Raw genomic sequence first — 17,207 nt, 5'->3', positions numbered from 1 at the left:
GTCGTCATGTTTTTTATATTTGATTCTATACGGTCTGTGAAAAAACGGTTGTTACCAAGTTTGATTATAGTAATTTCTTTAATTATTGCATTTTCTTCAGCAATAGAATTTATTAGTAATCTTTCGGGATATCGAAAAATGATGACAGTAGCAAATAATTTATCGACTCATAAAAATTTCTATGAACTTTATGCGACGCAAGATATAACGTTGTTTAGCGAAGAAAAAGCGAAAAGTGATTATCAACATTTCATTCAAGCGTTATCTAATACGATATCAATAACAAATACAACAAATTATTTGTTCCGTAACTATTCACTTAGCTTAAAAAAAGAAAATGGAACGATAAAGACTCTTATTATTGATAAAGATATTAATAAATACTTTCATATACGACTTTCACAAGGAAGATATTTTGAGGAATCGGAATTTCATAAATCAGTATTTGATATTAGACCTGTTATATTAGGTGCTAATTATAAAGAAAAGGTATCTATTGGTGATGTCATACCATCTGGAAAAATGAAGCTAAAAGTAATCGGTTTTTTAGAAAAAAATTCACCATTTACATATCCTCGAAGCGGTGAAATATCGGATAATCGTATTACATTATTAGATGACATGGCTATTTTACCAATTGGAACAGAAGAAATAGAATTTTATAGTGTAGAACTTTTATACAATGGGCTGATTATAGAAACAAATGGAAAAGTGGATATAAATGAATTTCAAAAGAAAGTATTAAAGGTAACAGAAGGCAAGGGGTATTCGTATTATATTACAAATCCGAATAAATTGTTAGAAAATGAAAAGCAAGGCATTGATAATATGTCATACCCCTTATTATTAAGCGGTACAGTTTTATTTTTTTCATTTATATCTATTTTATTAACATCAATGGCAGCGCTTTATATGGAGCGTAAAAATATTTCTATTAAATCAGCATTAGGAGCAAGTACTTTTCAACTATGTCTTACGTTTGTTATTGAGTATATGTTGTTATTCATTTTATCTATATGTATAGGAATTATGTATTTTCAATGGGAGAATAGCGGAGTAATTGAAATTCAGAAAGGGCTAGAAAATAGTACAGTATCTTTCTTTGGAACGTTACAAGTCTCTATAGAATCATTGATTGTTATAGGTGCTCTATCAATTGTAATGATCCTCATTATATATGCAATCATTTACTTCAATGTACTAAAAATAAAAAATACATATATGAAAGAGGTGTTATAGATGATTCAGCTCGCAAATGTGGCTAAGGGATACGGAAAGAGTAATTTTAGTGCTTTAAAAGATATTAATCTTACAATAGAAAAAGGCGAAATGATAGCTATTATGGGGCCATCTGGTTCGGGGAAATCAACCTTACTTAACATTATTGGCTTAATTGATAGCCCCTCTACTGGAAAGTATTTTTTAGATGGCATGGATACGAGTACATTAAAGTCAAACTATCATAAGTATAGAAATAAGGAAGTTGGATTTGTGTTTCAGAACTTTTCGCTACTAGATGATTATACAGTTATTGAAAATGTAATGCTTCCACTTATATATAGAAGAATTTCTCATAAGAAACGTATACAAATATCAAAAGAAATGCTGGAAATGGTAGGGCTTGAGAGGCATATTAACAAATATCCTTACGAGTTATCAGGTGGAGAACAGCAAAGAACAGCAATAGCAAGGGCTTTAGCACAAGATACAAAAATTATACTTGCTGATGAACCGACTGGTGCTCTCGATCAAGAAAACGGGGAAAAAATTATGAGCATTTTAAAAGAAATTAATAAACAAGGAAAAACGGTACTAGTTGTAACACACGATCAAAAGGTGGCTGAATATTGCCAGAGGACGATACGTTTACTTGATGGCAATATTCAATAAACGTTATGGTGTAATGTGGATAAAAGTATGTGATGATACATATGGAAAATGTATATAAAGGGCTTAGACATACTGGATTTACTGCAATGCTTATTTTTGGTGGTGCATTTCTGCTGCGCTGGTTGATTTATGATGAAATGCTACTAGATCAGCTTATTGGGTTTAGTGTAGGAATGATGATGGTTATTTCATCAGTTTTCATTCAAAAGTATAGTAAAGAATTACAGGTAGCTGAGAGGTATTAGAAATTGTGAGCTCCCTTTATATTTGGAGGGGGCTTTTTTATTTATGAAAAAATCCCTCTTTATGAGGGATTTTAATGTGGTAAGAAAACTAATTGATAAGCGAACAAGATCCCGAATAAATACACAAGTGGGTGAACAGCACGGAATTGTCCTTTTGCCACTTTCATAAGTGGGTATGAAATAAATCCAAGTGCGATACCTGTTGAGATACTTGATGTAAGTGGCATGCTTAAGATTACTAAAAATGCTGGGAATGCTTCATCGAACGTATCCCAATCGATATATCGAACTGAACCCATCATAAGGCTACCAACGATAATTAATGATGGTGCTGTAATAGCTGAAACGCCAGAAACAGCGCTCACTAACGGTCCGAAGAATGCTGCTACTGCAAATAGTACAGCTACTGTAATTGTTGTTAAACCAGTACGGCCACCAGCTGCAACACCAGCAGATGATTCAATGTAAGCTGTTGATGGTGTTGTTCCGAACATAGCTCCAATTGTTGCTGAGAATGAGTCAGATAGAAGAGCTCGTCCTGCTTTTGGAAGCTTTCCGTCTTTCATAAATCCACCTTGTTGTGCTACACCAAGTAATGTTCCGGTTGTATCAAATAGTGTAACAAGGAAGAATGAGAACACAACGCCGTATAATCCGTAGTTAATTACATCAGATACAGCAGTAATTGGATTTGAAACGATAATTCCTTCTGGTAATCCAGGCATTGATGTAACGCCATTTGAAAATGTTAATTGACCTGTGAAGTAAGCGATACTACCAGTTAATAACATTCCGATAAATAGTGCCCCGTTTATATTTAAAGACATAAGGACAATTGTAATTCCAAGGCCAGCTAATGCTAGTAAAACAGGAGGAGAATGAAGATCACCAAGTCCAACTAAGTTAGAGTCATGCTTTGTTACAATTCCTGTTAAGCGTAAACCGATAAAAGCGATAAAAAGACCAATACCAGCAGTAAGTGCATGTTTTAAGTTTTCAGGAATTACTTCCATTAATTTTGTACGGAAAGATGTGAATGATAGCAAAATTAAAATCATACCTGCTACGAATACAGCAGAGAATGCAATTGCGAAAGTCATGCCTTCATGAGCTTTTACAACAGAATAAGAGAAGTAAGCATTTAATCCCATACCTGGTGCAATTGCGATTGGTAAATTAGTAAAGATCGCTATAAATAATGTTCCGACAACAGCTGCAATGATTGTCGCTGTAAATGCTTGTTCAAACGGAACACCTGCATCCCCAAGGATGACAGGGTTTACGACAATGATATATGCCATTGTTAAAAAGGTAATAATACCTGCCATAATTTCAGTTTTAATAGAAGTTTTATGTTTTGAAAGGTTAAACATATAAACATCCTTTCTTTTTACGAATAATTTTCACAACAGTTATATATAATATTCGCTTTTTAACTATTTTGCAATAGTTTTGCATAAAAACTTTAGAACAATTCATATTTTATGTCTTAAATTCGAATATTAACCATGAAAATGAGCATGAATTGCGGTTTTTTATGTGTAAGTAGTTTTTAATATTGTGCACATTATAAGGGAAAAGGAGTTGAAGGAAGTTATGCCACAGCAAAAAAACTTTTTAACGATGCCAGCGCAACATCAAAATAAACAGCCTGGTATTGAATCATTAATGAATCCTCGTCCAAAGTTTGAAGATCCTAATTATAAAGGAAGCGAAAAGTTAAAAGGAAAGAATGTATTAATTACAGGGGGAGATAGTGGGATTGGGAGAGCTGTGTCCATCGCTTTTGCAAAAGAGGGAGCAAATATTGCGATTGCTTATTTAGATGAGGACGAAGATGCAAGTGAGACGAAACAACTTGTTGAAAAAGAAGGCGTGAATTGTGTATTACTGCCGGGGGATTTGAGTAGTGAACAACATTGTAAAGATATTGTGGAAGAGACCGCCCGGCAACTGGGGAGTTTAAATGTTCTTGTGAATAACGTCGCACAGCAATATCCGCAGCAAGGGCTAGAGTATATTACAGCGGAACAGCTAGAAAAAACGTTCCGTATTAATATTTTTTCTTATTTTCATGTTACAAAAGCAGCACTTTCTTATTTAAAGCAAGGGGATGTAATTATAAACACAGCATCTATCGTTGCGTATGAAGGAAATGAAACGTTAATCGATTATTCTGCAACGAAAGGAGCAATTGTCGCTTTTACAAGATCGCTATCTCAGTCGTTAGTACAAAAAGGAATTCGTGTAAATGGGGTTGCACCAGGCCCAATTTGGACACCGCTTATTCCATCCAGTTTTGATGAGAAAAAAGTATCACAGTTTGGGAGCAATGTTCCTATGCAAAGGCCTGGTCAGCCGTATGAATTAGCGCCTGCATATGTATATTTGGCGTCTAGTGATTCGGCATATGTGACAGGGCAAATGATGCATGTAAATGGTGGAGTAATTGTGAATGGATAGTTTTCATTTATAAGAGCAAAGTAAAGCTAATTGCATTTATCCCGCTATTTGCGGGCAGTAAGACTCCTACCTTAAAATTCGGCGAATGCAAGGAAATTAGGTGGGAGATAACTGCCCGTAAATGCCCGATTGGTGAAGGCTAATACTCAGTGGGGATGGACAAACCCTCCCACCGAGTAGAGTTTCACTTTATTATGATGTTATTTGCTAGGGAGGATTTAGATGAAGAAAGTATGGTTTATCGTAATCCTATTTTTCTGCCTGCCAGCTAGCGCTTTTGCTAATACAGATCATTTAATATTAGTTAACCTTACGACGAATCAGCTGTCTTTTTTTGAAGAGGGAAACTATACGAGAACATTTCCGATAACGACAGGAAGAGACAGGACCCCCACGCCTGAGGGTGATTTTTGTATTATAACTAAATATAAAAATAAAGAATACCATCGTAAAAAAATACCTGGGGGTGCACCGAATAATCCTCTCGGTACGAGATGGCTAGGTCTGGATAAAAAGGAATATGCCATTCACGGGACAAATCGTGAAGGAACGATTGGAAGTCGGGAATCAAATGGTTGTATTCGAATGCATGATCGCGATATACAGTGGTTATACGACCGGGTACAATTACAGACAAAAGTAATTATTTCTCGTTTTCATACGAGTCCCGAATATGAAGCTTATAAGCTTGGTTATCGTGTTGTGAGTTGGAATGGTCGTAAAGTAGAAGAAGAACAAATTGGAATGCTTACGTTAGTAGATCGTGTAAATATATATTGGCAAGAACCAAATGGACAATTAACGAAAGTAAAAACGGTATTGCCAAATGAAAAATACGCAGTGTATTCCAAACGAAAAGATGGAACCTATTATATAGGAAACAATTTGTATATTGTAGAGGAAACGGGAGAAAAAATTCGTTATGAGCAATTACCTTATTCGATTTTAAGTAACATATATAAAAGGAAATATAATGTTCCATAATAGCTACCGTGTATAGGCGGTAGCTTATTTGTGATGAAGTTTAGTTGTTTTTAATGATTTCATATCAATCGCGTGCCTACAAATAGTGAGATGAAAAAATTGAAACAGCAACTATTATGTTTTGCTGAATATAATACAGTACAGATTGGGGAGGCGGTTACATTATGAAAAGTGAATTTGCATTTAAAATTTTCTTAGTAACGACCTGTTTATTTATCGTGTATTTGTATGCGTTTCTCGTCTTTTCTTTTTATGTTCCATATGTTGATTTAATATTGTTCGTCGGATTTATTTGGGCATTTGTTAAAGCGAGGGAAGGGGAGAAGAGTGTATATCGACGCATTACTTTATGCGGGACGGTCCTTCTCGTTATTTTGTACTTCTTTATGATGCATGATTTTTGGAGGGGAATGTAAAAAAGCATACGACTAATCGTATGCTTTTACGTTTAATATTTCGGTTTAAATGTATGACAACAAGTCTCTACACTCGTTGTTACAGAGCTTTCTAGCGTCTCGTTTGTTAAAGCAGCGCTTGTATACGAACTGTTTTCAATTTGACCTGCTTCTTGTGCATCAGGTTGAACAACGATTGCACTTGCTTGACAAAGGTTACCTTGTCCCCAAAATGAGCAATTGGAAACAGAGCATTTCACTTCTGGCATAAAATCCCCTCCTTATACATTAGTGTGGGATTTTACACGCATTTCATGTATAGAAGGAGTTTCCTTTTCTTATTATTTTTTCGTTTGCTCAAGCCACTCTTTTAATTTGTCTTCCGGTTGTTCGCCGCTAATACGGCTCACTTCTTTACCATCTTTAAAATGAATGATTGTTGGAGTACCTTTAATTTTATATTCATCCCAAGGAGCATCTAATTTTTCAATATCCATAACTTTCATATCAACATTCAAGTCTTTAGCCATTGGTACTAAGATAGGAGATAATTTTTGGCAATGAACACAAGATGTTTGATAAAAGTATACTGTTTGTTCTTTTTTCTCTTTTAAATTCTTTTGGAGATCTGAAAGAGAAATTTTGTTTGTGTAGTAGTCAGGACCATCTGATTGACTAGTAGCATTATCAATTTTTTGGCTTGTTGAAGCATTTTTTTCTTCCATTTGTGTTACAGCGAAAATTGCTGCAAACAAGGCGATAATAATACCACCAAATATAAGCATTTTTTTCATTCTTTCATCTCCTTATTTGTTTTTAATTACAATAAAGCTGCAAATAGCGATTGTGATAAAGCCAATAAGAGCTAAAAACGGGATTGTCACAAAGCCGAACCAGTTTATGTATTCTCCCGTACAAGGTACGCGTCCGCAAGCTGCTCCTGCAGCTGATAGTGCTGAAAGTTTTTGAATTGCATAATGATATAAAGAAATACAAGCACCAATACTTGCAATTGGTAAGGAATAACTTGCAATGCGATAATCTTTTTTTACTACAGCAATGCCGAGCCATAAAACGAATGGATACATAAAGATACGTTGATACCAGCAAAGGACACAAGGCTCAAATTTCATGATTTCGGAAAAGTATAGGCTACCTAGCGTAGCAATAAAAGAAGCTCCCCATGCAGTAAATAAAGCATACTCTTGCTTTTTTTCTCGTCCCATATTTTATACCTCACTTATAATAGTTACATACTAAATTATAGTATGAAGTAGTACAGAAAAGAAAGAGAAAATATGTTTATCAATAAAAGTTTTGTAAAAGGAAACTTTTATTGATATAAAAATGTTCAAAAAAGCGCCATTCTCTAAGAGAGAATAGCGCTATATTTTACATTTGAATTTGCTCTACTACTTCTTCTACATGTGACTTCTGGGATGCATGGTCAATATATTGAAATAGGAGCTGCAATTGTTTGTCAACTTCTGGTAATTCTTTACTGTATTGATAAGCGTGTAAAAAGTGTTCAATACGCTTAGAAAATAGTTGGTCATTCGTTTGAACCATTAAAACGAGTAGTTTATCCCAATTACAGCAATACGTGTAATAGAGAGCTTTGTCATAGTCGTTATATGTTTGCACTGTGTTACCCTCCTTACCGAAGAGTTATATATAGTGTGTGACAAGCGAGGAGAAATACACTTGAAAGAATTTGTTAAGAAAAAAAGTGAATGAAAAGAAAAAAAACGAGGAGTCTCCTCGTTTTTTAAGCTTTTGGCATTGGCGTAGGTGTTGGTTTCCCATATCCTTCTTTGTATTTATTATCAATATAATTACGAATTTCAAGCGTTGATTTTCCTTTTTGTTTCATCGAAGCAGATTCAACTGCGATTTCTAAGCAATTTACACAAGTTGTTGCATGGGAATCCCAAACAACTTCACCATTCTTTTTGATTTCACGAATAAAGCAATTTTTATTATTTTTATGTCCTACACTTTCACCACAGCCGCAGTAACAAGGAATCCAATCTAATAGTTCAGCATTTTGTCCCGCGACAGTATAGATGTCTTTCATTTGTGGATCAAGCTTGTCTAGGAAGGCCGGAAGTGTGTCGACTCCTTTTGTCTTTTCTTGAATGTCAGCTTGCTGAGTATGTGATGCATGGTCATGCTCTTCTTTTGATTCAGAAGATTTTTTTTCATTTGTACCAGTACTCCCGCATCCAGTAAGAATTAAGCTCAGTACTACAAGTAAAGAAAATACATACTTTTTCATTCGCTTGTCCCCTTTACAAATGTATTAATCAAATTGTATCAAAGATTATGGTGTATCGGTTGAAGATTTTTTCGACTGATTTTTGAAGCGCCATCTTAGTGAATGGAATAGAAATAAAATTGGGATATAAGCGTATACAATATATAAACCTGCTTGAGACAGTACTGTATTTAATGTATTGATACTCTCACGGTTTGTAAAAAATAGGGATGAAATAAATATAATTGTGATAAAAAGTGGCAATGTAATTTTAAATGGTATGCGAAAAGAACATTTAATAGTACGGCAAGAAGACCAAATCGTTACACAAAGGTTAGGTAAAATAATAAGGAACCATAAGAAAATAATTATGTATTCAAATCGCTGAATAAAGGGAATTTTAATAATTTTTAACATCGTTAATGTAGGCCAAATGGTATGATGCAATTGCCCTTGGCTATAGTACATAAAAGAAATGATTGCCAAGAGTACATATAGAATGGTTGAGAAGGCTATGCCACCATGCGCCCATTTCTTTAGAGATTTTCCTTTTTCAATAAAAGGATAAAAGATAAGGATTGCTTCGAACCCAAGAAATTCTAATGCAGAAGATTTGGCCGAAGTTAGAATGTCTATGGGTGAATGAGTGAGAATAGGTAAAATGTTGCGGAAATGTGCGTATTTCATCGGGAAGGCTAAAAATAGTACTACAAAAAACGGTAATACAGTGCCCCAAAAACATATTCCTGTTACAGAGCGGAATCCGCCTTTTATAACATAGTAAGTCACGAGTAAAAATAATAAAGTTAATTTCCATGGTTTAATGGTAGGAAAGACCCACACTTGAATGATCTCAATATATGTACGAAGAACTGTAAGACAAAATAATAGAAGGTATAAGGTGAAACAAACGGAAAGAAAGGTACCAAGCCACTTTCCGAAACATGTCATATGAATATTAATTAAATCATTATCTTTTTCTAACATTTTAAGCATACAAAATAATACGATATGAGTTGCAATACCTGCAACAATAAGGGAAATCCAAGCATCATAGCCAGCATATTGCGCAATAATTCGTTGATATCCTAACACACCTACTCCGATTTGTAGGGAGTGTAATAAAAGAAATACGAAATAAGGAGAAACAGTATTCTTTTTATTTTGCTCAGCCATTTTAGCACCTCATTATTCTCCGATACCAGATTGTACGATATTAACTTGCACATTAACAGCAACGTCTACGCTAGGGTACATTTCTTGAATTTGTTTCATACTCCATTTTCTTGAGTGACTACGAATTTCTTCACGTATACCTACTGGATCAATATCTTTTTCTTGGAATTGTTTTATTAATTCGTTTAAATGTCTTTCAAGTGTTTTTTCTACATGTTTTTTTACGTAAGTTATATTCTCCTTTTTAGATAAATCAAGCCAATCAGGAGTATTTTTTATGAGTCCATTTAGTTTTAAGTGGATGTGAACTTTCGGAATACTACCATTTTGAGAAACGTCACAAACACTTTTTCCAGATAAGTTTTGAGTGGCGATTAATCCTTTATGTTTACCTTGACGTATCGGAACTTCGTAACGTCCATTTTTAGTTGGATTAATGAGTAATTTTAATAAAAAAGAGCCTTTTTTATCTGTATACATAGCCACTTTATCTTTTTTAAAAAAAGCGATTCCTTTAATAGAAGCTGATTTGTCTTCGTCAATTTCAATATAGGGAAGAAATGGATCGCACCCTGATGAATAAAAGTTATACAAAAAAATATTTAAAGCGGTCCGAGGAATCGTTTCAGTTTCTATATTTTGCTCAAGTAAATCAGCAAGATAGAGCGATCCATTTGTTTTAACATGCTTGAGAAGTTCTTCTGTTGATCCATCTACAAGTGCTAGCTGTACATCTCGGCCGATGTTAGGGTCACGTTGTAAGTTGTTAATAACATTACCAAGCCCGCGTTCACCAAATGATTTTCCGAATAGGGCAACACGCATTTGACCTATGGCGATAGTATGTGGTGATTTGGCGTTTAGCTGTGAAGAGATTGTTTCAATTGTATTTGCAGTAGTTGATTGAGTTTCTGGTTTTGATTGTACGTCCTTTGTATAATCTGGATAGAGAATTGTCCCGCGAAATTTATTGTCTTTCGTTATATCAAATCCACTTACATGAATAATTCGCTGTGTGTCTACTATATTTGGTTGTGTACAGCCTGATTGGAAAATTAAAATGATAATGGAAAAGCATAATAAAATATTTTTCATTTCTCCTCACCATCATGTTTTTCTTTCGCTTTGTTTGGATCATAGCGCCATTTCTTTTTTGGTCTTAGAACAGAAGCACGCTGTGCAGTTTGGCTAAATGGTAAGCGTAGAAAGCCTTCCGCTGTCCCTAAACCGCGAAATGGATATAAAGGTAATAAATAAGGCGATCCAAGTGATTTTAAACGAATTAAATGAGCTAATATGAATACGAATCCTACAATGAGACCTAAGCCCCCAAATGCACCAGCTAAAAGAATAAGCGGAAATCGTAGTATCCGGATAGTAGAAGACATTTTTACAGTTGGTGTTGTAAAAGAAGCGAGTGCTGATAAAGCGACCGCAATTAATAAAATTGTACTTGTTAAAGCAGCTTGAACAGATGCTTGGCCAATTACAATCCCACCAACGATACCGATTGTTTGTCCAACTTTTGTCGGTAATCGTGCCCCAGCTTCGCGAAGTAATTCAATTGTAATTTCTAAAAAAAGTGCCTCTAAAACAGGTGGGAAAGGTACATTAGCTCTAGAATAAATAATAGGGCCAAGTAAATCAGCTGGAATCATTTGATAGTGATATGTTAATACAGCTGTATAAATGGCTGACGAAAATAAAGAGAATGCGGCTCCAAAAAAACGAACCATCCGAAGAAATGAGCCCGCTACCCATGGTAAATAATAATCTTCTGGAGAGACAAAGAAATCTAGTAACGTCGCCGGGCCGGCTAATGCATAAGGCGAACCGTCTGTTAAAATAACAACGCCTCCATTAATGAGTGCATAAACAGAACGATCTAAGCGCTCTGTAGGTAATAAGACAGGGAAGGGCGAGTTACTGTTATCGCTAATAAACTGCTCAATCATAGTTGCATCAAAAGGAACATCAAAGTCAATGTCTTGTAGGCGCTGCATCGCAGTATTAACGTGCTGCTCATTCGTAATGCCTTCGATGTAAGCAACTACGACTTTTGTTTTTGATATAGAACCAACTATAACTTCTTTGAAAACTAATTGTTCTGTTACGATATTTCGCCGAAGTAAGTGTATATTTGTATCGATATTCTCAACGAACCCGACTTTTGGACCGATGACACTATATTCATTCTCTGTATCGTTATATAACCGTGTACCTAAAACTGAACTTTCAGCACGAATAAGTGCATATTCTGCTGAGTGAGAATCATTTTTCAACTGTACAAGTACATACCCACTTAATAATTTTTCACGAATATCATCAATAGAAGGATCGGTGATGATCTCCTCGAGTGTGACGATATTTGCTATATCACTTATATTTTTAATGTGATCTAATTCTCTTTTTATAGGTGTTAAAATGAATCGATTAATGAGGAGTGATTCGGCTGTAGATTTATAATAAAACAAACATAACGTCCCATCTTCTACGATGTTATAAGAAACGAAATCACTAGACCCTTTCATAGTTTGGATAAATTCTGGAATGGAACAGATTGTTTTTGTATTCTTTTTAGACGAAAGAAACATTTTCTCACCCCTTACCTACATCATTTACTCGTGTTAGTTTTTGGGAAAGACGGGAATTTATACTTGAAAATTGAAAGTTCATAAAGTGAAACTTCAATCAGTGGGGGTTTTGTTCATCCCCCACTGATTATTAGCCCTCACCAATCGGGCGTTTACGGGCAGTTGATCTCCCACCTAACTTCTTTGCTCCAGCCGAATTTTGAGGTGGGAGTTTTACTACCCACAAATAGCGGGATAAAGAAAAGGAAGAGTATTGAATATCTCTTCCTTTTTGGCAGGCTAATTTGTTTTCTTTTCTTTAATAGACTTCACTAATTTAATCATTTCTGTCCGTATATCTTCTTTTTTAACATTTAATTTTTCCGCAATTTGTTTAATATCCATCCCATCTTTTTTCATTTTCAGTACATCATCGAGGGAAGTATTACTTTTTTGAGCGATGATTGTTAATACCGTGAGCTGACGTAAGCCTATGTTATACTCTTTCATTTTTTGTTTTAGTCCATCTGGTGTGGACTTTTGCATATTTGCTAATTTTTGCAGTAGTGCTTTTTTCGTTTCCTTATTCATATGATGCTTTTTCAATTTACTTGGATCTACACCGAAATGCTGTGCTGTTTTCTCCCAAGATTTATTTTGCTTATAGTAAGCTAAAACGTCCTTAATTTCTTTTTTGCTAATTCTTGCAATGTGGGCAGCTTTCCAAATTTCATGTTTGTTATAGCCGAGTTTTTCGAGAGACTGCATTTCTTCCTCTGAGATTAGCTTATGATGGTGCATTGTTACTTCTTTTGGCGGGGCAGCGGAAGCAGGGAAAACAGACACTCCGCATAATAATGCTGCCATAGTCATACTTACTGCGATTTTCTTATACATGTAAACTCCTCCTAGATGGGTAATGTGGAAAACTTACACATATCATTTCCATAAAATGTGAAAAACTTGTGAACAAGTTAAGTTTTTTTATTCACAGTATAAAAAGAAGTTTTTCTTGGTTTTCCAACATAAAACATTGATTAATAGTGAAAAACTAGGTTATAATCGAAATTGAAAATCAATATCAATAACAAACTTATACATATAGATAAAAATAAGGGAGAGAAAAATATGACTACATATACTTCCATCGCAAATGTGATTAAAGAAAGACGTTCTGTTCGTACATTTACAGATAAAGCAGTAGACAAAGAGCTATTAATTGAACTATTAAACGACGCAACATGGGCACCGAATCATAAAAACCGTGAACCATGGAATTGTAAATTATACATTGGAGAAGGCCGTCAGAAATTAGTAGACGCAGTATTAAACTCTTTCACAGAAGAAGAAAGAGTGAAACGCGGCAAAATTTTATCTGACCGTTTCTTAAGCACACCTGCACAAATCGTTGTATATATGAATGAAGATCCGCGTCAAATTCCACGTGACGAAGATTACGCTGCAACATGTGCATTTATGCAAAACTTCCAATTACTTGCTTGGGAACGCGGCTTAGGATGTGTTTGGAAATCAGGTGGATTAAACTACAATCCACTATTTATAGAAGGAATCGGTTTAACAAGAGGCCAACGCATCGTTGGAATTCTTCATATCGGCTATTTTGATAAAGCACCAGAAGGAAAAGCTCGTACGCCGATTACGGAGAAGATGGAGATTATTGAGGGTTAATAGATGAGGCATTCTCGTTTTTTCGGGGGTGTCTTTTTATTATGCAATCAATCCTCATGAAAGCTTGTTCCCCATCATACACTTTCTTAAGGGAAAGTGTAAGGAGGGAAAATAATGAGAACAAGTGACGATAAAGCACTGCAATATGCGATTGCGGAAATTACGGAAATTGCGACTGGATTTGGGCTTGATTTTTATCCGATGCGTTATGAAGTATGTCCAGCGGAAATTATTTATACATTTGGTGCATATGGGATGCCGACGAGGTTTTCACATTGGAGTTTTGGAAAGCAATTTTTCAGAATGAAATTACAATACGATTTGGGACTTAGTAAAATTTATGAACTCGTTATTAACTCTGATCCATGTTACGCCTTTTTATTAGATACGAATTCTTTAATTCAAAATAAACTAATCGTAGCGCACGTTTTAGCGCACTGTGATTTCTTTAAAAATAATATTCGTTTTTCGAATACGAAGCGAGACATGGTAGAAAGTATGGCTGCAACAGCGGATCGTGTGAAAGCATATGAGCATAAGTACGGAAAGGCAGAGGTAGAAACATTTTTAGATGCCGTACTTGCCATTCAAGAACATATTGACCCGTCACTTATGCGACCAAAACTTGCTTGGAGTATTGAAGATTTAGAAGAGGATGTAGAGAAGAAAAAGATATCACAGTACGATGATTTATGGAATTTAGATGATCGAAACAAAAAGAGGGAAAGACCTAATATGCATAAAAAGAAGAAAATCCCTCCGCAACCAGAGAAAGATTTACTTCTATTTATCGAAGAATATAGCCGTGAGTTAGAAGATTGGCAGCGCGACATATTAACGATGATGCGCGAGGAAATGTTATATTTCTGGCCACAGCTTGAAACGAAGATCATGAATGAAGGCTGGGCTTCGTACTGGCATCAACGTATACTTCGTGAAATGGACTTAACATCTGGAGAAGCAATCGAATTTGCGAAATTAAATGCAGGTGTCGTACAGCCATCAAAAACAAGTATTAATCCATACTACCTCGGTATTAAAATGTTTGAAGATATTGAAGAACGCTACAACAATCCGACAGAAGAAATGAAAAGGCGCGGTGTGAAGCCTGGTTCTGGTCGTGAGAAAATGTTTGAAGTACGGGAAATTGAATGGGACGTATCGTTCCTAAGAAACTACTTAAATAAAGAACTCGTCATGCGAGAAGATATGTACTTATTCCAGCGCCAAGGTAAGGAATATAAAGTAATTGACAAAGAGTGGGAACAAGTACGTGATCAACTCGTAAATATGCGTACAAATGGAGGTTTCCCGTACTTAGTGGTAGAAGATGGAGATTACTTAAAGAATGGGGAATTGTACATTAAACATAGCTATGAAGGAATTGAGCTTGATTTAAAATACTTAGAAAAGGTATTACCGTATCTTCATCAGTTATGGGGAAGAACAGTGCATATGGAGTCGATTGTGGAGAGTAAGGGCGTTGTGTTTTCTTATGATGGGAAGATGGTGCATCGGAAGTATGTGTGAAGAAAAGAACGGACATAGAATTCTATGCCCGTTCTTTTTAATTTGGAACAGAATTAAATATGCTATTCTTGAAGAGAGGGAGTTACATAGAGAAATGGAGCGATTTAAATGAGTAAAGTAGGGGTAAGCAAGGTGGATATTACGCCGCCTTTAGGTATTGATTTTATCGGATATCATAGAGATACAGGAATTAATAATATTGAAGAGCGTATTTACGGGACGGTCTTTGTGTTTGAAAAAGATGAAATGAAGACTGTGTTTATAAGCATTGATAATATTGGGATGTTAGTAGAAGATACGACGATGATTCGTGAACGAGTTGCTAGTGAGCTTCATGTGCCAGTTGAGCGAATAACGGTTGTGTATACTCATACGCACTCTGGTCCGGAAACTGTCGGTGATGATCCACTAGTACGGTCGTATAAAACGATTTTAGTAAATAATGTAGTGCACGGTGCTGTTACTGCGAATAACAACTTGAAGCTATGTGAAGTTGGCTGGGTTGTTACGACAGGTGATATTGGGGTAAACAGAAGAGAGAGAACATCTGATGGAAGAGCAACGATGGGAACAAATATAGAGGGTGTTGTAGATAAACGAATTGGTATGTTAGCAATAAGAAATGCTGAAACGAAGGAGCTATCTGGGATTGTAGTATTTTGTACTGCGCATCCGAATGTTTTAAAAGGTGATAGTGATGTATTATCAGCGGATTATCCAGGGATGACGAGAGAGATTCTTGAGGAAATAGTAAACTGTCCTGTTATTATTGTTCAAGGTGCCGCCGGAAATGTGAATGCGAAATATCGCGGTTCAAGAGAAGCATTAAAACAAATGGCTTACATACTTAGTGGACATGTATTAACGATGTTGCCAACAGTTACATATAAACCAATTTTAAATTTAAGAACAATTTCGAGCTCGATGCAAATGAAGTTGAAGGATATTCCTGAAATTGATGAGATACGAAGCATGGCTCAATTAGCTGAGAAGCAGTGGAGCGTGAATACTGATGAATGGCTTACTATCGTATTAGAGAAATATAGGGAAAACATGCGGCAGTTAAGTATCGATTTAGAAATTCAATTGTTTCAAATTAATGATGGTATATTCTCTGGAATACCGATGGAACCTTTTTCAGAAACTGCTTTAGAAATGAAAGAGAGTCTTCAAAATGAACTAGCTTTCTTTGGTGGCTATACGAATGGATATATTGGTTACTTACCGACAAAAGAGGAGTATGCATATGGTGGATATGAAGTGGAATTAAATCCTGTTGTGTATGGTCCAGTTACAAACTTGTTGATGCCGCCAGAGGAGAATACGGCAGAGCTGATCGTGCAGAGAGTTACGGAATTATATAATGTATAATATATGGATATCCCATATATTTAAAACAAAATTTAAAGGAATCAATGATTTTAATAAAGCTGTAAAAAACGAATCCATTTTGAAAAAGAATAATCAAAGTGGATTCGTTTTTTATATGGAGTTTTTGTTCACCAAACAGGTCGTATGCTTGATGATAATTTTCCTGTATTTTCTTTAGTAACGAATGTTGTTAAATCCTCTTTAAGCATTTGCATTCGTTCTGCACCTATGTTTGCAATCCATCGTTGTTCTATTTCAGCTACTATTTCTTCTTTTGCTTTCATTACTGCTAAACCACGTTCGGTTAAAACAATAATTTTACCTCTTTTATCAGTAGGATGCGTTTGGCGCGTGACATAACCACTGTTCTCAAGAGAATCTACCATTTTACTTATGGCTTGTTTTGAAACCCCTAAATATTCAGCGAGTTCTATACCTGTTGCTCCATTAGGAAGGATGCGTTTGAACATAAAACCATGAGCTGGCCTAATATCTTCAAATCCCAATTCACTTAATTTGTCATGTAGTTCAGTAATTAGTGTGCTGAACGATAATGATAAAAGTGAAGTGAGATCTAATTCGTTAAATGTTTGATGATCCATGTATATAACCTCCGCACTTGTAGTCAATTAAG

The 17,207-nt window shown here is 35.4% G+C and carries 20 protein-coding genes; 9 read left to right on the top strand and 11 right to left on the bottom strand.

All coding sequences use genetic code 11. The features are described 5' to 3' along the window. Nucleotides 1–6: 6 nt before the first annotated feature. The 3 genes from JTF23_RS18070 to JTF23_RS18060 are packed head-to-tail and all read left to right on the top strand — an operon-like array spanning nt 7 to nt 2,135. Nucleotides 7–1,239 (top strand): ABC transporter permease, encoded by a 1,233-nt coding sequence (locus tag JTF23_RS18070; protein ID WP_002203378.1) that lies wholly within the window; start codon nt 7–9, stop codon nt 1,237–1,239. Next, entirely contained in the window at nt 1,240–1,890 is a 651-nt protein-coding gene (locus JTF23_RS18065) for an ABC transporter ATP-binding protein (protein WP_002159221.1), read from the top strand. A gap of 32 nt (nt 1,891–1,922) precedes the next feature. Then, nucleotides 1,923–2,135, top strand: coding sequence for a hypothetical protein (locus JTF23_RS18060; RefSeq protein WP_199673172.1), 213 nt, complete (start codon nt 1,923–1,925; stop codon nt 2,133–2,135). A 71-nt stretch (nt 2,136–2,206) separates the two neighbouring features. Here the strand turns inward: JTF23_RS18060 and JTF23_RS18055 are convergent, their stop codons facing one another. Then, complete coding sequence (locus JTF23_RS18055) at nt 2,207–3,508, bottom strand: NCS2 family permease (protein ID WP_204209339.1); 1,302 nt, start codon at nt 3,506–3,508, stop codon at nt 2,207–2,209. Between the two features lie 223 nt (nt 3,509–3,731). Here JTF23_RS18055 and JTF23_RS18050 point away from each other — a divergent pair, with 223 nt between their 5' ends. From JTF23_RS18050 to JTF23_RS18040, 3 genes are all read left to right on the top strand, one after another. Next, on the top strand, nt 3,732–4,598 hold the full coding sequence (locus tag JTF23_RS18050) for an SDR family oxidoreductase (protein ID WP_204209338.1): 867 nt from the start codon (nt 3,732–3,734) through the stop codon (nt 4,596–4,598). 222 nt (nt 4,599–4,820) lie between these two features. Then, nucleotides 4,821–5,582 (top strand): L,D-transpeptidase, encoded by a 762-nt coding sequence (locus JTF23_RS18045; RefSeq protein ID WP_204209337.1) that lies wholly within the window; start codon nt 4,821–4,823, stop codon nt 5,580–5,582. A 164-nt stretch (nt 5,583–5,746) separates the two neighbouring features. Continuing rightward, nucleotides 5,747–5,998 (top strand): hypothetical protein, encoded by a 252-nt coding sequence (locus tag JTF23_RS18040; protein ID WP_016103774.1) that lies wholly within the window; start codon nt 5,747–5,749, stop codon nt 5,996–5,998. Between the two features lie 32 nt (nt 5,999–6,030). On the opposite strand, the gene JTF23_RS18035 is transcribed toward JTF23_RS18040, so the two are convergent. The 9 genes from JTF23_RS18035 to JTF23_RS17995 all read right to left on the bottom strand — a co-directional run bounded on the left by JTF23_RS18035 (nt 6,031) and on the right by JTF23_RS17995 (nt 12,880). Beyond that, the gene (locus tag JTF23_RS18035; protein WP_002150465.1) at nt 6,031–6,246 is read right to left on the bottom strand and encodes a DUF1540 domain-containing protein; all 216 of its coding nucleotides are present in this window, start codon (nt 6,244–6,246) and stop codon (nt 6,031–6,033) included. A 72-nt stretch (nt 6,247–6,318) separates the two neighbouring features. Continuing rightward, nucleotides 6,319–6,771, bottom strand: coding sequence for a thioredoxin family protein (locus JTF23_RS18030; RefSeq protein ID WP_204209336.1), 453 nt, complete (start codon nt 6,769–6,771; stop codon nt 6,319–6,321). A 12-nt stretch (nt 6,772–6,783) separates the two neighbouring features. Then, a complete protein-coding gene (locus tag JTF23_RS18025) occupies nt 6,784–7,203 on the bottom strand; it encodes a disulfide formation protein C (RefSeq protein WP_002159213.1) in 420 nt (139 codons plus the stop codon). A gap of 166 nt (nt 7,204–7,369) precedes the next feature. Beyond that, the gene (locus JTF23_RS18020; RefSeq protein WP_002150460.1) at nt 7,370–7,621 is read right to left on the bottom strand and encodes a YhdB family protein; all 252 of its coding nucleotides are present in this window, start codon (nt 7,619–7,621) and stop codon (nt 7,370–7,372) included. Between the two features lie 124 nt (nt 7,622–7,745). Then, nucleotides 7,746–8,255, bottom strand: coding sequence for a PCYCGC motif-containing (lipo)protein (locus tag JTF23_RS18015; RefSeq protein WP_002186740.1), 510 nt, complete (start codon nt 8,253–8,255; stop codon nt 7,746–7,748). Between the two features lie 45 nt (nt 8,256–8,300). After that, nucleotides 8,301–9,410 carry a GerAB/ArcD/ProY family transporter gene (locus tag JTF23_RS18010; protein ID WP_204209335.1) on the bottom strand — a complete coding sequence of 370 codons (1,110 nt, stop codon included), beginning with the start codon at nt 9,408–9,410 and terminating at the stop codon, nt 8,301–8,303. Between the two features lie 12 nt (nt 9,411–9,422). Then, a complete protein-coding gene (gerYC, locus tag JTF23_RS18005) occupies nt 9,423–10,505 on the bottom strand; it encodes a spore germination protein GerYC (RefSeq protein ID WP_204209334.1) in 1,083 nt (360 codons plus the stop codon). Next, on the bottom strand, nt 10,502–12,004 hold the full coding sequence (locus tag JTF23_RS18000; protein WP_204209333.1) for a spore germination protein: 1,503 nt from the start codon (nt 12,002–12,004) through the stop codon (nt 10,502–10,504). Before JTF23_RS18000 ends, gerYC begins: the two co-directional genes overlap by 4 nt. Before the next feature lie 279 nt (nt 12,005–12,283). Then, a complete protein-coding gene (locus tag JTF23_RS17995) occupies nt 12,284–12,880 on the bottom strand; it encodes a hypothetical protein (RefSeq protein WP_131232358.1) in 597 nt (198 codons plus the stop codon). Nucleotides 12,881–13,111: 231 nt separating this feature from the next. Between JTF23_RS17995 and JTF23_RS17990 the strand changes: the two genes are divergently transcribed. The 3 genes from JTF23_RS17990 to JTF23_RS17980 all read left to right on the top strand — a co-directional run bounded on the left by JTF23_RS17990 (nt 13,112) and on the right by JTF23_RS17980 (nt 16,573). Continuing rightward, nucleotides 13,112–13,672: a nitroreductase family protein gene (locus JTF23_RS17990; RefSeq protein WP_002159207.1), complete on the top strand. Its 561-nt coding sequence runs from the start codon at nt 13,112–13,114 to the stop codon at nt 13,670–13,672. A gap of 114 nt (nt 13,673–13,786) precedes the next feature. Continuing rightward, nucleotides 13,787–15,202, top strand: a complete 1,416-nt coding sequence (spoVR, locus tag JTF23_RS17985) for a SpoVR family protein (RefSeq protein ID WP_204209332.1) — start codon at nt 13,787–13,789, stop codon at nt 15,200–15,202. Between the two features lie 108 nt (nt 15,203–15,310). Further along, nucleotides 15,311–16,573: a neutral/alkaline non-lysosomal ceramidase N-terminal domain-containing protein gene (locus JTF23_RS17980; RefSeq protein ID WP_204209331.1), complete on the top strand. Its 1,263-nt coding sequence runs from the start codon at nt 15,311–15,313 to the stop codon at nt 16,571–16,573. A gap of 128 nt (nt 16,574–16,701) precedes the next feature. On the opposite strand, the gene JTF23_RS17975 is transcribed toward JTF23_RS17980, so the two are convergent. Then, nucleotides 16,702–17,175: a MarR family winged helix-turn-helix transcriptional regulator gene (locus JTF23_RS17975; RefSeq protein WP_078179826.1), complete on the bottom strand. Its 474-nt coding sequence runs from the start codon at nt 17,173–17,175 to the stop codon at nt 16,702–16,704. Nucleotides 17,176–17,207: the final 32 nt, after the last annotated feature.

It is taken from the genome of Bacillus sp. RIT 809 (genome assembly GCF_016892495.1).
In the GTDB taxonomy this organism is placed as follows: Bacteria; Bacillota; Bacilli; order Bacillales; family Bacillaceae_G; genus Bacillus_A; species Bacillus_A cereus_U.
Note: the sequence above shows the minus strand (reverse complement) of the source record. Positions and strands in the feature narration are given on the sequence as shown.

Bases quoted from the DNA above. Each gene is read 5' to 3' on its own strand.
- JTF23_RS18070 (WP_002203378.1), top strand. From the start codon at position 7: ATGTTTTTTATATTTGATTCTATACGGTCTGTGAAAAAACGGTTGTTA.
- JTF23_RS18065 (WP_002159221.1), top strand. From the start codon at position 1,240: ATGATTCAGCTCGCAAATGTGGCTAAGGGATACGGAAAGAGTAATTTT.
- JTF23_RS18060 (WP_199673172.1), top strand. From the start codon at position 1,923: ATGATACATATGGAAAATGTATATAAAGGGCTTAGACATACTGGATTT.
- JTF23_RS18055 (WP_204209339.1), bottom strand. From the start codon at position 3,508: ATGTTTAACCTTTCAAAACATAAAACTTCTATTAAAACTGAAATTATG.
- JTF23_RS18050 (WP_204209338.1), top strand. From the start codon at position 3,732: ATGCCACAGCAAAAAAACTTTTTAACGATGCCAGCGCAACATCAAAAT.
- JTF23_RS18045 (WP_204209337.1), top strand. From the start codon at position 4,821: ATGAAGAAAGTATGGTTTATCGTAATCCTATTTTTCTGCCTGCCAGCT.
- JTF23_RS18040 (WP_016103774.1), top strand. From the start codon at position 5,747: ATGAAAAGTGAATTTGCATTTAAAATTTTCTTAGTAACGACCTGTTTA.
- JTF23_RS18035 (WP_002150465.1), bottom strand. From the start codon at position 6,246: ATGCCAGAAGTGAAATGCTCTGTTTCCAATTGCTCATTTTGGGGACAA.
- JTF23_RS18030 (WP_204209336.1), bottom strand. From the start codon at position 6,771: ATGAAAAAAATGCTTATATTTGGTGGTATTATTATCGCCTTGTTTGCA.
- JTF23_RS18025 (WP_002159213.1), bottom strand. From the start codon at position 7,203: ATGGGACGAGAAAAAAAGCAAGAGTATGCTTTATTTACTGCATGGGGA.
- JTF23_RS18015 (WP_002186740.1), bottom strand. From the start codon at position 8,255: ATGAAAAAGTATGTATTTTCTTTACTTGTAGTACTGAGCTTAATTCTT.
- JTF23_RS18010 (WP_204209335.1), bottom strand. From the start codon at position 9,410: ATGGCTGAGCAAAATAAAAAGAATACTGTTTCTCCTTATTTCGTATTT.
- gerYC (WP_204209334.1), bottom strand. From the start codon at position 10,505: ATGAAAAATATTTTATTATGCTTTTCCATTATCATTTTAATTTTCCAA.
- JTF23_RS18000 (WP_204209333.1), bottom strand. From the start codon at position 12,004: ATGTTTCTTTCGTCTAAAAAGAATACAAAAACAATCTGTTCCATTCCA.
- JTF23_RS17995 (WP_131232358.1), bottom strand. From the start codon at position 12,880: ATGTATAAGAAAATCGCAGTAAGTATGACTATGGCAGCATTATTATGC.
- JTF23_RS17990 (WP_002159207.1), top strand. From the start codon at position 13,112: ATGACTACATATACTTCCATCGCAAATGTGATTAAAGAAAGACGTTCT.
- spoVR (WP_204209332.1), top strand. From the start codon at position 13,787: ATGAGAACAAGTGACGATAAAGCACTGCAATATGCGATTGCGGAAATT.
- JTF23_RS17980 (WP_204209331.1), top strand. From the start codon at position 15,311: ATGAGTAAAGTAGGGGTAAGCAAGGTGGATATTACGCCGCCTTTAGGT.
- JTF23_RS17975 (WP_078179826.1), bottom strand. From the start codon at position 17,175: ATGGATCATCAAACATTTAACGAATTAGATCTCACTTCACTTTTATCA.